We start from the raw sequence: 14373 nt of genomic DNA, 5'->3' as shown, positions 1-14373 counted from the left end.
GCTGCGTTGTTGTTCGGCGAGGCTCTCAAGGGTGGCGACGCAGCAGGTGGTCCCGATCTCGACCGAGGCCGGCGAAGTGTGCACGTGCGACCTAGCGCGGCCTGCGCCGGGCTGGGGCAAGCAGGGAGCGAGCGGTGCGCCCGACCCCGATGAGGGTGGCCGAGGCCGGTCCGGTCCAGTCGCCGTACCCGAGGAACATCATCGCGGGGTCATCGACCAGATGGTTGTCGACGACCGGATGGTGATCGCCCCTCGTTCGGACCAGCCCGTGGAGGTGTCGCAGGGCGGGCCGGAACCCGGTGCACCAGATGATCGCATCGACCTGTTCCTCGACGCCGTCGATGACGACGCCGCCGGCGGTGAGGTGGGTGAACATCGGATGGGCGGTGAGCTGGCCGCGGTCGCGGGCAGCGCGCACCGACGGCACGGCCACGATGTCACCCAGCCCACCGACACCCCCGTCCGATGGCCGGCCGGCGGCGACCGCAGCGGCGTGCTCGGAGGCCACGGTGAACAACACCCGGCCGTCGACGTCGTCGGGCAGGTACCGGGGCGGGCGGGGCGTGCACCACAGGGGCTCCGCCACAGCGGAAAGGTCCGCGACGATCTGGGCGGCGGAGTTACCGCCCCCCACCACCGCCACCCGTTGCCCGGCGAACGGCTCGGGAGAGCGGTAGTCAACGGTGTGGAGCTGACGCCCGGCGAACTCGCTGATGCCGGGGTACAGCGGCCAGAAAGGTTGCCGCCATGAGCCGGTGGCATTGATGACCCGCCGCGCATCCCAACCACCGTCGTCGCTGTGGACGTGGAAACCGTGATCTGTGCGCGTGACCTCGGTGACGGATACGGGGCGCCGGATGGGCAGCTCATAACGATGTTCGTATCGGGTCAGGTAGTCCACGACGTGCGTCGCCGGTGGAAACCCGTTGGGGTAGGGCGGCATCGGCCACCCGGGCAGCGACGAGTACTCGGCGGGCGAGAACAGGGTCAGCGACTGCCAGTAGTGCTGCCACGAGCCGCCCGGGTAGGGGTTGTCGTCGAGGATGACGAAATCGAGACCGGTTCTACGTAGGTAGTAACCGGCGGCCAGGCCCGCCTGGCCGCCGCCGATGACCACGACGTCAGCCGAATGGGTGGCGTTGCTGCTCACCCGGCGGTGAGGCGAGCGTGCAGGTCGCGGACCCGGGTGGCGATGTCGTCGCGGACCAGCCGCATCCGCTCCATCCCCTCGATCCCCCGGTTCGAGGGCTCATCGGTGTCCCAGTTCTCGTAGACCGGTCCAGCGACCTCCTCGACCCGGGCTTCGCGACCGAGGGTGATCACGTAGTCCATTCGTGCCAACAGCTCCGGATCTATCGGCTTCGGCTGCTCTGTGGTGATGTCGACGCCGACCTCGAGTAGCGACTCCGCCGACTGTGCGTTGACCGCGGTGCCGGGTTTCGTTCCCGCGGAATGCACCTCGACGGTGTCACCGGCCTCCTTGGCCATGAGGCCGGCAGCCATCTGAGATTTGCCACCGTTCTTCACGCACACGAACAACACACTCGGCGTACTCATCGGGGGCCCGCCTGCACCGGCAGGAGCTCGGCCATCGCCTCCACCGCCGCGGAGTTGACGGAGGCGGCGGGTGCGCTGCCCGCGGAGCGGACCTCAATCGAATCCCCGGCGAGTGTGGTGAGGAACCCGGCAGCCATCTGGGATCGGCCGGCGTTGTGGACGCACACGAACAGGACACTGGGTGTGTCAGACATCTGGGGAAACCCTTCTGACTAGAAGCGTGCGGGAACTGGAGGATGGCAAATCCTTTTCTCAGGTGCCAACCGTCGTGCTGCGGCGCGCGATCATCTGCACATCACGCCATCGGCCGTCGCGTTGCCCGATGCGTTCACGAACGCCGACGGTGCGTCTCGGCCATCGCTACCCCTTGATACTCGAGACCGCCGCGGCGGGCGTTCGGGCACTGAACCGCTTCCGCAACGCCAGCGATACGTAGACCAGCCCGACAAGCACCGGGACCTCGATCAACGGCCCGACGACCCCGGCCAGTGCCTGCCCGGACGTCGCCCCGTAGGTGGCGATCGCGACGGCGATGGCGAGTTCGAAGTTGTTGCCCGCAGCGGTGAACGCCAGCGTCGTCGTCCGCTCGTAGCCGAGTCCCATCGCGGCACCGAATGCGTACCCGCCGCCCCACATGACGGCGAAGTACACCAGCAGCGGCAGCGCGATCCGCACGACGTCGAGCGGCCTGGAAGTTATCTGATCGCCCTGCAACGCGAAGAGAATCACGATGGTGAACAGCAGCCCGTAGAGCGCCCACGGCCCGATGCGGGGAATGAACGTGCTCTCGTACCAGTCGCGGCCCTTGGCCTTCTCGCCGAACCGGCGCGACAGGTATCCCGCGACGAGCGGGATGCCGAGGAAGATCAGGACCGACTTCGCGATCTGCCATGCCGAAGTGGAGATCTCGGCCTGCTCGAGCCCCAGCCAGCCCGGGAGGACCGACAGGTAGAACCAGCCCAGGACAGCGAACATCACGACCTGGAAGACCGAGTTGATCGCCACCAGCACGGCGGCCGCCTCTCGGTCGCCGCAGGCGAGGTCGTTCCAGATGATCACCATCGCGATGCACCGTGCGAGGCCGACGATGATCAGGCCGGTGCGGTATTCGGGCAGGTCGGGCAGGAACAGCCACGCGAGGGCGAACATCAACGCAGGACCGAGAATCCAGTTCAGGGCCAAAGACCCGAGAAGGAGCTTCTTGTCGCCGGTGACCGAGTCGAGCCGGTCGTAGCGGACCTTCGCCAGTACCGGGTACATCATGATCAGCAGTCCGATCGCGATCGGCAGGGAAACCCCGTCGACCGAGATCTTCGACAGTGCGTCATCGAGGCCGGGGATCCCGCGGCCGAGCAGCAAGCCGGCAACCATCGCGACGCCGATCCATACCGGCAGGAACCGGTCGAGCGTCGACAGCTTGCCCACCACTGCGGGGGCATCCGCCCTATCTGTCGAGGTGCTCATGCGTTCACCGCCATCGCGGCGTCAGCTGCGGATGAATCCGCGCTACTCAACACCGCCGACAACTGCTGCAACGCAGCTGGAATCACCCAGTAGTACACCCAGGTCCCGCGGCGTTCGCAGTCGAGCAGACCAGCACTGCGCAGCACCTTGAGGTGATGCGAGATGGTCGGCTGCGACAAGGCGAACCCATCGGAGATGTCGCAGACACACGCTTCACCGTTCTCGTGGCTCGCCACCAGACTCAACAACCGCAGTCGGACCGGATCCCCGATTGCCTTGAACATGTGGGCCAGATCGCCCGCCCGATCAGCGCTCAACGGTTCCCGGATCAACGGCGAGCAGCACTCGCCCGCGGCCTCGACGTGCAGGCCCTGTTTCGACATACGTCTATATTGACCGGCGCCTAATCACACCGTCAAGTGAACAGGGCGCGACCATGCCGGCACCTGGCCACCACACCGAGCGGGCACCCACAGCCGGCTGCGTCGTCGCGTGGACCGGTCACGAGCGCACGCGGCTCCCCTGGTCGAACCACGCCCACGCCGGGCCGGTGGCGAACCAGATCACGGTGATGATCCCCAACAGCGGGAAGATGCCGTACAGGTCGTGAGCCTGGTCGGAGTCGGCGACCGTGACGGCCAGGCCCAGGATGGCGGCTCCGGCCACACCGGCGGCGAGCAGCCACCGCGCGAAGCCGATCACCTCCTGACGCACCGCCTCCGGACCGCGCTTCGGTCGCGGCGTCGGCGCGGGCCCACCGAAGAACCAGTGCGCACATCGCACATCGGCCCACCGGATCATCGAGTGCCCGAACGCGACCGTCACCCCGAGATAGACGCCCGCGATCCGGTGGATCTGTTCCACCGCCGCGCCGGAATGCAGGTCGAGGGCGACCGCCACGAGCAGCACCACATCGACCACCGGCACCATGCGCAGGATGATCGTCGACGCGCGGGGAGCCCGGAGGCCGTACCGCACCGCGAGTCCGGCGAACACGACGACCCAGAAGCCGATCTCACAACCGATGATGACGAGGAGCACGGGGGATTCCATGCCCCTCAGACTTCTCCGAGCAACCGGCGCCCACATCGGCCGCGAGCACGAGATCACATCGGCCCCGTCATCACTTCGGACGATCCGCCGACGGTGTCGCGCGTGGTGTGATGAGTCGGTCCGACGAGAAGGAGGCGGCGAGGATGTGGAGTCGGGTGGCCGAACGGCCGCGTCTGCGCGACGTCGCCGTGTGCCTCGCGTTCCTCGCGCTCGGTCTCGTCCTCTACGCCGCCGATCTGACCGTCATCGGCGGCAATTCCGGATCACCGTTCGACCTGCCGCGCTGGTTCGCCCTGGTCACCCTGGTCACCGCGTGCGCGGTCCAGTCGTTGCGGTCCACCGCGCCCGGGTTGTCGTTCGCCCTGTGTCTGGTCGTCGTCGGTGTCGATGTCGCGGTGGCACAGTCGATCTCGGTGTGGTTGGTGTTGTCCGACGTCGCCTATGCGGTCGCGCTGTACGCCGGCCGCCGCACCGTGCACGTGATGTACGCGACGGTCGTGGCCATCACCGTCCTCGCGGTCGCGTCGGTGATCGCCGTCGACGGCAGCTGGCGTTCGGTGCTGCTGATCCTGCTGTGGCTGCTGGCGTTGGTCATCTCCCCCATCGGGTACGGGCGAGCCATCGCCGAGCACCGGTTGGCCGCGCAGAGTGAGCGAGAACGGTCGCTGGCCGTGGCGCAGCTCGCCGCGCGTGATCGCGCCGACGCCGTCGCCGACGAACGCCGCCGACTGGCCCGCGATCTGCACGACATCGTCGCGGGACACCTCTCCGGTATCGCGCTGCAGTCGGCCGCGGCACTGCGGGCCGGGCCCGGCTCGCCCATCACCGCCGAGGTGCTCGCCTCGGTGCGCAGCAACAGCGTGGAGGCGTTGGGTGAGATGAGGACCATGATCGAGGTCCTCGGCGGCACAGACACCGAGACCGGGACCGGGAATCAGGAGCAGAGCCGTCGCACGGCGTCCCTGCGCCGCCTGGACCGCCTGGTGACCACCGCGCGCACCGCGGGGTCACCGGTGACCGTGAGCGGCGAGGCACCTCCCGAGCTCCCTCCGTCGGTCGACGTCTGCGCCTACCGGATCGTGGCCGAGGCGCTCACCAACGCGACCAGACACGCGCCCGCGGAACCGATCTCGATCCGCCTCGGCGCGACCGACACCGACCTGACCGTGACGGTGCGCAACCCACTCCCCGCCGGGCACCATCCACCCGGCGACGGGCGGGGGTCGCACGGGCTGGCGAACATGGCGCTGCGGGCCGAGTCGGTCGGCGGTGACTGCTCGGGAGCACCGTGCGGCGACCACTGGGTGGTCGATGCGTCGCTCCCCCTGCGACCCGAACGCGCACCTGCGAGTCCCGCGCAGGTCGTCGACGCCCCGGGCGGATCACTGTGAGCATCAGCCTGGTGATCGCCGACGATCACGCGGCCATCCGTTCCGGCCTCGCGCTGCTGCTCGGGCAGATCGACGACATCGAGATCGTCGGTCAGGCCTGTGACGGCGACGAGGCGATCGAGACGGTCGCCAGACTGCGGCCGGACGTGGTTCTCATGGACATCCGCATGCCCGGCACCGACGGAATCGCCGCGACCGCGGCGATCACCCGCGCGGGCGCCGCCGCCGTACTCGTCCTCACCTCGTTCGACGTGGACGACAACGTCTTCGACGCGCTGCGCGCGGGGGCGAGCGGCTTCCTGCTCAAGACCGCGGAGACCGAGGACATCATCGACGCCATCCGTGCCGTGTCCCGCGGCGACGCGGTACTCGCTCCGGAGGTGACGCGCCGGGTCATCGCCCGGGTGTCCGAGTCGGCCACACCCCGTCGACCCACACCCTCACCGAGCGTCGATCTCGCGGTGCTCACCGACCGCGAGCGCGGCGTCCTCGACTGCCTCGGCGAAGGTCTGTCGAACGCCGAGATCGCCCGGGCCCTGTTCATCTCGCAGACCACGGTGAAGACACACGTGTCGCACATCCTGACCAAGCTCGACCTGCAGTCGCGGGTGCAGGCGGCGATCCTCGCGCGGGAGTCCCGGTGACGTCGGCGCCGGGTCAGGGGTGGTGAAACGTCGTGCGTGCCGCGAAGGTGCCGTCCGACTCGGGGAGGTAGTCGTGTACCCGGGACACCGCGGTGACCGGGAGCGGGCCGTACAGGTGCGGGAACTGGATCCCGTCGGGGTGCGGCGGATCGCCGTCCTCCCACACGATGTCGGCGGGCACCCGCGCCGGATCGATCTCGAGCAGCACCAGATCGGTGCGGTCCCGGAATATCGCGTTGGCGGGGATGTGCACCTGCTCGAGTGCCGACAGGTGGATGAAACCCACCTGATCGAGGGAGTCGGGTGCGAGCCGTCCGTACGCGTGCGCCCGAACCCAGTCCGGCTTGGCGCACAGGTGCACCAGCGGCGTCTCCGGGTGCGACTGCGACGACGGCGACGCGGACGAGGGTGACGGGTCGGCGGGAGATCGGGTGGGATCGGTCATCACCGTCCACGGTGCCACATCAGCCCGGCACCGCGGGCGCAGAACCCGTCCCGTCGGCGCGGTCGGAGCCCGCGGACAGGGTGATCGCGACGATGACCAGCGCGATGCCCGCGAGTTCGGTGATCGTGGGGACCTGCGCCAGCACGACCGCCCCGACGAGCACCGCGGTGGCGGGCAGCAAGGCCAGCATGAGCGCGAAACGCCCGCGCCCGATTCGGGTGAGCACCACCTGGTCGAGGACGTAGGGGATGACGCTGGAGAGCACTCCGACGGCTGCGACCGCAGCCACCACACCGATCGAGAGACCGGCCGACCCTGTGATCTCGCTCACGCCGAGGACCACGGGTGCGCTCACCAGGCCGGCGACCGCGAGTCCCACGCCGAGGTCCTCCACCCCGGTCCGCCACCGTCTCGGACCGCCGAGCTCGGTCGCCGTCGCGCCCGACACCCGCGCGCCGAGGACGATGTAGCCCGCCCACAGGACGCCGGCCAGGATCGCGAACGACACCCCGAACACCGACCCGCTCGGCGACGCACCACTGGCCAGGACGACGCCGGCCACCACCGCGACGATCGCCGCGACACCGCGTGGTCCACGGGTCGACACAGCCGCGACGGCGGTCGGCCCGATGAACTCGATGGCCACCGCCACGCCCAGATCGATGTCGGAAATGGCCACGTAGAACGCGACGTTCATCCCGGTGGTGACCAGACCGAACATCGTCGCGCGCAGCAGTCGTCGTCGGTCACGCACCACCCAGACCGGTCGGGTGATGGCGACGAGCACGATCCCTCCGGTGACGGTGCGCAGCCACGCGATGACCGCCGGATCGGTGTGGTCGAACAGGGGCACCGCGATGCCCGCACCGAGGTACTGACACACCGCACTGACGACGAAGAGCACCCAGACGAACCGGACCGGATCACCCCCAGGCCGCCGACCGGTGCGGGACGTGAGCGCTCTCACCACGCGGTCCGACCACGTGTTACGTGTGCATGACGCGACGACTCCCCGGGCGCGGGAACAATACGGGGACGCGAATCGTCTGAGAGAGTGAGAGAAGCCCACCATTCCTGGTGGGTCAGCTCGCGAAGGGAAGCGTTCGCGCTCGCCCGGGACGGAGGAACCATGTCAGATGTCATCACCACCACCTCGATCTCCATGCCCCTCACCGCTGCCGACCGTTGTGACCGTTGCGGGGCAGCAGCACGCGTACGCGCCAACCTTCCCGCGGGCGGCGAACTGTTGTTCTGCCGTCACCACTACAACGAGCACGAGGCGCGCCTGGCGGACCTCGGTGCCACAGTGACCCGTTCCGAAGAAGAACTGGTCTGACCTGATACCCACTGACCTCCGGTGTCCCTCACGGGTGCCGGAGGTCAGTGCTATCCGGGGCCGCTCGGTTCGTCGCGTCCGATCCGGATCCGGTGACGCGGAGACCTCGCGTCATTTCCACTGACGGAGCGCGCTGATGCGTTCCTTGAGCTGCTCGACGGTGGCCATCGCCGTCGGCGGCCCACCGAGTCGTGATCGCAGTTCGTTGTGCACCAGACCGTGAGGTTTGCCGGTCCGATGGTGGTGCATGGCGACCAGTCCGTTGAGTTCCCGGCGTAGCGCCGCCAGCTGTGGACCCGTGCCCACATCGGGCCGGGGCGTGGGGGCGACCGGTTCCGCCGATCGTGCCGCGACCTGCTGGGTCTGGCGCTTGCGCAGCAGATCCCGGACCTGGTCGGCGTCGAGCAGTCCGGGCAGACCCAGATAGTCCGATTCCTCGTCGCTGCCCGCGAACGTCGCGGTGCCGAACGAGGAGCCGTCGTAGATCACCTGATCGAGTTCGGCGTCGGCGTGCAGCGAGATGAAGGCCGGCTCGTCGTCGCCCGGCTCGTCGGCGACCTTGTTGGCCTCCGCGAGCAGCTGATCGTCGAAACCCTCCTGCTCGCGGTGTGGCTTGCCCAGCACATGGTCGCGCTGCGCCTCGAGTTCGCTGGCGAGACGCAGCAGCACCGGCACCGACGGCAGGAACACGCTGGCCGTCTCCCCCGCCCGCCGCGATCGCACGAAGCGGCCGATGGCCTGCGCGAAGTACAGCGGGGTCGAGGCGGAGGTGGCGTAGACGCCCACCGCGAGACGCGGCACGTCGACGCCCTCGGAGACCATGCGGACCGCGACCATCCACCGGTCGTCGGACGCACCGAACTCGTCGATCCGTGACGACGAGCTCGGATCGTCGGACAGCACGAGGGTGACCGGCGATCCCGAGATCTCCTCGAGCAGCTCGGCGTAGTCGCGGGCGGTCTTCTGATCCGTTGCGATGACCAGACCTCCGGCGTCGGGCACCCCGCCTGCGCGGAGCTGACCGAGGCGGGTGTTGGCCGCGGTGAGCACCGCCGGGATCCAGTCGCCGTGCGGATCCAGAGCGGTGCGCCAGGCGCGGGCGGTGTGCTCGGCCGACAACGGCTCGCCGAGACGGGCGGAGAACTCCTCGCCCGCGTTGGTCCGCCAGCTCGCCTGCCCCGAGTAGGCCAGGAAGACCACGGGGCGCACCACACCGTCGGCGAGGGCGTCGGCGTAGCCGTAGCTGTGGTCGGGCTTCGAGCGCAGCGCGCCGTCACCGTCGGGCTCGTAGGTGACGAACGGGATCTGGGAGTCGTCGGAGCGGAACGGTGTCCCGGTGAGCGCCACCCGACGCGTCGCGTCGGAGAACGCCTCGGCGATGCCGTCGCCCCAGCTCTTGGCGTCGCCGCCGTGGTGGATCTCGTCCATGATCACGAGGGTCTTGCGGTTCTCGGTACGCACGCGGTGCCGGAAGGGGTGGGCCGCGACCTGCGCGTAGGTGACCACGACACCGTCGTAGTCGGCGCTGGTGGCGCCGGCGGAGTTGCTGAACCGCGCGTCGAGCGCGATACCGACCCGCGCCGCGGCCTGCGCCCACTGGTACTTGAGGTGTTCGGTGGGCGCGACCACGGTGATCTGCTCGACGGTGCGGTCGCGGATGAGCTCGCTGGCGATCCGTAGGCCGAAGGTCGTCTTGCCTGCGCCCGGCGTCGCAACGGCGAGGAAGTCCCTCGGCGCGGTGGCCAGGTACTTCGTCAGAGCGCGGCGTTGCCATGTCCGGAGCGACGCGGACGCGCCCGGAACCATAACCTCGGAAATCGACAACTCCTCGACGTACAGCGGCTTGTGACAGGCGTGAAACGGCCGCTTCGGCGGCTCGTGGGCCGTGCATGATCGTACCCCGCCCGGGCGAGGTCCCACCGACACGCGAGTGGCCCGGGTCGCCCATCCGCGGACCCGATCGGGGATGCTGATGACATCGATGCCACCGGTGATGTTGACGAGACGGGTCCTGGGCGTTCCACGTCCCGGAGCGGTCCGCCCGTGATGCGCAGCCTGCCCCGATTGTTCTGGCGCACCATCGTCAAGGCCTGGGACGACTCGATTTTCGGAATGTCGGCCCAGGCCGCGTTCTGGCAGACGCTGTCGCTGCCGCCGTTGTTGCTGGGCCTGCTCGGCAGCCTCGGCTACGTCGGCGGATGGTTCGGCCCCGACACCCTCGAGACGATCCGCAGCGGGATCATCGAGTTCGCGGGCGGGGTTTTCAGCGACAACGTCGTCGACGAGATCATCACGCCGACGGTCAACGACGTCCTGGCGCGGGGCCGCGGCGAGTTGATCTCACTGGGATTCCTGCTGTCGCTGTGGTCGGGATCATCGGCGATGTCGAGCTTCGTCGACTCGATCAACAAGGCCCACGATCAGCACGACGTGCGAAACGCGGTGTGGCAGCGCGTGTTCGCGCTCAACCTCTACATCGCGTTCCTGGTCGTCTCGATCTTCATGTTGCCGTTGGTCGCGCTCGGACCGACCTACATCAACGACATCATCCCGGACTCGTGGCACCCCGTGAGCACGAACCTGATCGATTTCGGCTACTACCCCGCCGTGGGCGTGCTGCTGATCGTCGCGCTCACCACGCTCTACCGGATCTCGCTGCCCAAGCCGCTGCCGTGGCACCGACTGGTCGCGGGCGCGGTGCTGGCCGCGGTGGTGTTCTGGTGCGCCAGCGCGGTGCTGCGCGTCTACCTCGGGACGATCACCAAGACGGGCTACTCCTACGGCGCGCTCGCCACACCCATCGCGTTCCTGCTGTTCACGTTCTTCCTGGGGTTCGCCATCGTGATCGGCGCCCAGTTCAACGCCGCCATCCAGGCGACCTGGCCCAGTCTCGCGCCGACCCACGTCGAGCAGGTCAAGGACTGGGTCTCCCAGCAGACCACCGACCTCACCGATCAGTTGAAGTCGATGCCCAAGCGCATGCAGACCGGACCCATCCGCAAGCAGACCCGCCCGCCGCAGTGACCTGCGGTCGCGCTCACTCGTCCTTCTTCATCTTCTCGTAGATCTTCTTGCACTTGGGGCACACCGGCGAACCCGGTTTCGGCGACCGGGTCACCGGGAAGACCTCGCCGCACAACGCCACCACGTGACTGCCCATGACGGCACTCTCGGCGATCTTGTGTTTCTTGACGTAGTGGAAGAACTTGGGTGTGTCGTCGTCGGTCGTCTCATCGGTGTCGACGTCGGGGCGCTCGATCGTCTGGGTGTCCATGGCAGTCATTGTGCCCGATGTCTCAGGGTCCCAACACGTTCATCTGAGCTGCACCGATGCATTACTGAACAAAAAGTGCAACAGTGGAGGACGTGGCACATGAAGAGGCACGTGAAGCGATTCTCATCACCCAGGCGCAGGTCTCCCAGGACGACCAGCACAAGGCCCGGGTGCGGCGATATCTGACGCTGATGGCCTTCCGTGTGCCCGCGCTCGTCCTCGCCGGGATCGTCTACGGGATGACGGGTTCGGGTCTGCTCGCGCTGGCGGTCATCGCCCTGTCGATCCCGATCCCGTGGGTCGCGGTGCTGATCGCCAACGACCGGCCGCCCCGCGAGAAGGGCGAGATCCCCCGGTACAAGTGGTCCGGCGACGCCAACCCTCCCGCGGTCGAGGCGACCCATTTCCGACAGCTGAAGGGTCACGACGGCTGATCTCGTGGCCATCCGTGGCACCCTGATCCCCCATGACCTCACCGCCGATCACCCCGGTCGATGACCTGCACACCATCACCCCCGGCCTCCGTGAGGCCTTCGAGGCGCACCGCTACGACGCGGACGGGGTGCTCGACCTCCTCGGGGCCGACGCCCACGCCGCACTCGGACGGGCCGAACCGGTCCCGGTCCGGCGCGCCTGCCGCGACGCGGGCGAGCTCGGCACCCTGATCCGACTGCTGCTTCTCGACGACCCGTGCCCACGGTCCGAGGTGGCCGCGGCACTGGCGACGGTGGACCTCGACGCGGCCGTCGCGGTGGGTCTGCTGCACTCCGACGGCGACGACGTCCGCGCCGCGATCGACGTCCGTCCGCTCGACTCCGGTCACGGCACCCGCTGGCTGTTCTCCGACCTCGACGGCGCGATGCGGCCGACGACGATCGCTCCCGACCACGTCCTCGGGGTCGGGCAGGCGTCGCTGTCGCTGCTACGGGCGACGGTCGAACCGGCCGGGCGCGTCCTGGATCTGGGAACCGGGTGCGGGGTGCAGGCGGTCCACGCGCTGTCGTCGGCCGACCACGTCACCGCCACCGACATCACGGCGCGGTCGCTGGCGATGACCCGGGCGGGACTGGCGATCAACGGCATCTCGCCCGACCGGTACGACCTGCGGTCCGGTCCCTGGTTCGCGCCGGCCGGATCACAGCGGTTCGACCGAATCGTGGCCAACCCGCCGTTCGTGGTGGGACCACCGACCGTGACGCACAGTTATCGCGACTCCGGACTGGACCTCGACGGCGCCAGCGAACTCGTGGTGTCCGGTGCGGCCGAACACCTGGCCGACGGTGGGACCGCGTGCATGCTCGCCTCCTGGGTCATCACCGGCGGCGACTGGCGCGACCGGGTCGCGTCGTGGATCCCCGACCACGGTGTCGACGCGTGGGTCGTGCAGCGCGATGTCGCCGATCCGGCGCTCTACGTCGGCACCTGGCTGCGCGATGCCGGGTACGACCCGCGCTCCGGTGCCGGGGCTGCACTCGCCGACGAGTGGCTGGCGCATTTCGAACGATCCGGCGTCGAGGGCATCGGTTTCGGCTTCGTGTTCCTCCGCTCCACCGGCGAACCCACCGACCTGCTGGCCGAGGAACTCAGCCATGCCCTCGACGACCCACTCGGTCGCGAGGCGTCGGACTACCTCGACCGGGTCGGGTGGCTGCGCACGGCCGACCTGCAGGCGTCCCGGTTCTCCGCCGCCGACGGTGTTGCGCTGGAGCAGATCTCGACCCTGTCCGCGGGATCGGCCGCCGACGGCGTGGGCTGGGGCGAGGTCGTCGCGCGCCTACACCGCACCGACGGCCCGCGGTGGACCCACGAGATCGACTCCTGGGGTCGGTCGCTGGTCGCCGGCCTGCGCTCCGACGGGCTGACGCTGGGTGACGTGACCGAATTGTTGTCCGCCGCGACCGGAGAACCCGAACCCGGTGCCATCGACGATTTCGTCGCGGCCCTGGTCCGCCACGGACTGCTCCGGCCTGCCCGCTGAGACCGGGCACGAACCCCCTCCTGCGGGCGTGACGGGCGTCTCTCTGGTTCCCGATATGGGGGTGTCTCACGGGTTCTCAGCATCTTCTCAGAACGCATAACGCATCCGCGCAGGTCAGCACGGGTACCGGGGGAACGGGCGAAGGAACTATTCGCGGACGGCGAACCGTTGGACCCTATGAAGACACACGCTCGCGAGGAGGCCGATATGACCATCACCACCGCCACCACGACAAGGCCCGCAGACACCGTGCGGCCGCAGATGACCGATGCGGATCTCGATGCCCAGAGCCCGGCTGCAGACCTTGTCCGGGTGTACCTCAACGGGATCGGTCGCACCGCTCTCCTCAACGCCGAGCAGGAGGTCGAGCTCGCGAAGGCAATCGAGGTCGGCCTGTACGCCAAGCACGTGTTGGCCACCAAGAAGCGGCTGTCACCGACGAAGAAGCGTGACCTCGCGCAGCTCATCCGCGAGGGCGAGTCCGCGCGGTCGCATCTGCTCGAGGCAAACCTGCGTCTCGTCGTCTCGCTGGCCAAGCGCTACACCGGTCGCGGCATGCCGCTGCTGGACCTGATCCAGGAGGGCAACCTCGGTCTGATCCGCGCGATGGAGAAGTTCGACTACGCCAAGGGCTTCAAGTTCTCGACCTACGCGACCTGGTGGATCCGTCAGGCGATCACCCGTGGCATGGCCGATCAGAGCCGCACCATCCGTCTCCCCGTCCATCTCGTGGAGCAGGTCAACAAGCTCGCCCGCATCAAGCGTGAGCTGCATCAGCAGCTCGGGCGGGAGGCGACCGACGACGAACTGGCCGCCGAGTCCGGCATCCCGGCGGAGAAGATCGCCGATCTGCTCGATCACAGCCGCGACCCGGTGAGCCTGGACATGCCGGTGGGCAGCGACGAGGAGGCGCCCCTGGGCGACTTCATCGAGGACGCCGAGGCCACCTCGGCCGAGAGCGCCGTCATCGCCGGTCTGCTGCACACCGACGTCCGCAGCGTGCTCTCGACCCTCGACGAGCGCGAGCAGCAGGTCATCCGCCTGCGTTTCGGTCTCGACGACGGTCAGCCGCGCACCCTCGATCAGATCGGCCGACTCTTCGGGCTGTCCCGTGAGCGCGTCCGCCAGATCGAGCGCGAGGTGATGGCCAAGCTGCGTCAGGGCGATCGCGCCGAGCGGTTGCGCGCCTACGCCAGCTGAGTTCTGAGTTCCGACACGACGGCCCCCGATC

Annotated in this window: 16 protein-coding genes and 1 pseudogene; 7 read left to right on the top strand and 10 right to left on the bottom strand. The window is 68.7% G+C overall.

The genetic code is table 11. The features are described 5' to 3' along the window. Positions 1-91 precede the first annotated feature (91 nt). From IEV93_RS20210 to IEV93_RS20185, 6 genes and pseudogenes are all read right to left on the bottom strand, one after another. On the bottom strand, positions 92-1150 hold the full coding sequence (locus tag IEV93_RS20210; RefSeq protein WP_188492377.1) for an ArsO family NAD(P)H-dependent flavin-containing monooxygenase: 1059 nt from the start codon (positions 1148-1150) through the stop codon (positions 92-94). Next, the gene (locus IEV93_RS20205; RefSeq protein ID WP_188492375.1) at positions 1147-1557 is read right to left on the bottom strand and encodes an arsenate-mycothiol transferase ArsC; all 411 of its coding nucleotides are present in this window, start codon (positions 1555-1557) and stop codon (positions 1147-1149) included. The genes IEV93_RS20210 and IEV93_RS20205 overlap by 4 nt, the downstream gene beginning before the upstream one ends. 23 nt (positions 1558-1580) lie before the next feature. Continuing rightward, positions 1581-1751: pseudogene (locus IEV93_RS20200) on the bottom strand (arsenate reductase/protein-tyrosine-phosphatase family protein); the annotation flags it as partial. A 166-nt stretch (positions 1752-1917) separates the two neighbouring features. Beyond that, entirely contained in the window at positions 1918-3021 is a 1104-nt protein-coding gene (arsB, locus tag IEV93_RS20195) for an ACR3 family arsenite efflux transporter (protein ID WP_188492373.1), read from the bottom strand. Further along, complete coding sequence (locus tag IEV93_RS20190; RefSeq protein WP_188492371.1) at positions 3018-3404, bottom strand: ArsR/SmtB family transcription factor; 387 nt, start codon at positions 3402-3404, stop codon at positions 3018-3020. The genes arsB and IEV93_RS20190 overlap by 4 nt, the downstream gene beginning before the upstream one ends. 118 nt (positions 3405-3522) lie before the next feature. Continuing rightward, positions 3523-4074 carry a hypothetical protein gene (locus IEV93_RS20185; protein ID WP_188492368.1) on the bottom strand — a complete coding sequence of 184 codons (552 nt, stop codon included), beginning with the start codon at positions 4072-4074 and terminating at the stop codon, positions 3523-3525. 110 nt (positions 4075-4184) lie between these two features. Here IEV93_RS20185 and IEV93_RS20180 point away from each other — a divergent pair, with 110 nt between their 5' ends. Beyond that, positions 4185-5465: a sensor histidine kinase gene (locus IEV93_RS20180; protein ID WP_188492366.1), complete on the top strand. Its 1281-nt coding sequence runs from the start codon at positions 4185-4187 to the stop codon at positions 5463-5465. Next, on the top strand, positions 5462-6109 hold the full coding sequence (locus IEV93_RS20175) for a response regulator (protein ID WP_188492364.1): 648 nt from the start codon (positions 5462-5464) through the stop codon (positions 6107-6109). The genes IEV93_RS20180 and IEV93_RS20175 overlap by 4 nt, the downstream gene beginning before the upstream one ends. Before the next feature lie 13 nt (positions 6110-6122). Here the strand turns inward: IEV93_RS20175 and IEV93_RS20170 are convergent, their stop codons facing one another. Continuing rightward, positions 6123-6554, bottom strand: coding sequence for a DUF952 domain-containing protein (locus tag IEV93_RS20170; RefSeq protein ID WP_188492362.1), 432 nt, complete (start codon positions 6552-6554; stop codon positions 6123-6125). A 19-nt stretch (positions 6555-6573) separates the two neighbouring features. Then, on the bottom strand, positions 6574-7521 hold the full coding sequence (locus IEV93_RS20165; protein ID WP_229705359.1) for an EamA family transporter: 948 nt from the start codon (positions 7519-7521) through the stop codon (positions 6574-6576). A 162-nt stretch (positions 7522-7683) separates the two neighbouring features. Between IEV93_RS20165 and IEV93_RS20160 the strand changes: the two genes are divergently transcribed. Beyond that, positions 7684-7890, top strand: coding sequence for a DUF7455 domain-containing protein (locus IEV93_RS20160; RefSeq protein ID WP_188492358.1), 207 nt, complete (start codon positions 7684-7686; stop codon positions 7888-7890). Positions 7891-8001: 111 nt separating this feature from the next. Here the strand turns inward: IEV93_RS20160 and IEV93_RS20155 are convergent, their stop codons facing one another. Then, complete coding sequence (locus IEV93_RS20155) at positions 8002-9696, bottom strand: DEAD/DEAH box helicase (RefSeq protein ID WP_188492356.1); 1695 nt, start codon at positions 9694-9696, stop codon at positions 8002-8004. A gap of 240 nt (positions 9697-9936) precedes the next feature. Between IEV93_RS20155 and IEV93_RS20150 the strand changes: the two genes are divergently transcribed. Beyond that, positions 9937-10914, top strand: coding sequence for a YihY/virulence factor BrkB family protein (locus tag IEV93_RS20150; protein ID WP_188492354.1), 978 nt, complete (start codon positions 9937-9939; stop codon positions 10912-10914). 13 nt (positions 10915-10927) lie between these two features. On the opposite strand, the gene IEV93_RS20145 is transcribed toward IEV93_RS20150, so the two are convergent. Then, on the bottom strand, positions 10928-11164 hold the full coding sequence (locus tag IEV93_RS20145) for a DUF3039 domain-containing protein (RefSeq protein ID WP_188492352.1): 237 nt from the start codon (positions 11162-11164) through the stop codon (positions 10928-10930). An 83-nt stretch (positions 11165-11247) separates the two neighbouring features. Here IEV93_RS20145 and IEV93_RS20140 point away from each other — a divergent pair, with 83 nt between their 5' ends. The 3 genes from IEV93_RS20140 to IEV93_RS20130 all read left to right on the top strand — a co-directional run bounded on the left by IEV93_RS20140 (position 11248) and on the right by IEV93_RS20130 (position 14342). Further along, positions 11248-11598 (top strand): DUF3099 domain-containing protein, encoded by a 351-nt coding sequence (locus tag IEV93_RS20140; RefSeq protein ID WP_188492350.1) that lies wholly within the window; start codon positions 11248-11250, stop codon positions 11596-11598. Positions 11599-11630: 32 nt separating this feature from the next. Then, positions 11631-13142, top strand: a complete 1512-nt coding sequence (locus tag IEV93_RS20135) for a DUF7782 domain-containing protein (protein WP_188492348.1) — start codon at positions 11631-11633, stop codon at positions 13140-13142. A gap of 207 nt (positions 13143-13349) precedes the next feature. Beyond that, complete coding sequence (locus IEV93_RS20130) at positions 13350-14342, top strand: sigma-70 family RNA polymerase sigma factor (RefSeq protein WP_188492346.1); 993 nt, start codon at positions 13350-13352, stop codon at positions 14340-14342. Positions 14343-14373 lie beyond the last annotated feature (31 nt).

The organism is Williamsia phyllosphaerae (genome assembly GCF_014635305.1).
GTDB lineage: Bacteria > Actinomycetota > Actinomycetes > Mycobacteriales > Mycobacteriaceae > Williamsia_A > Williamsia_A phyllosphaerae.
The sequence above is the reverse complement of the archived record's forward strand: the minus strand, read 5'-3'. Positions and strand labels throughout refer to the sequence as shown.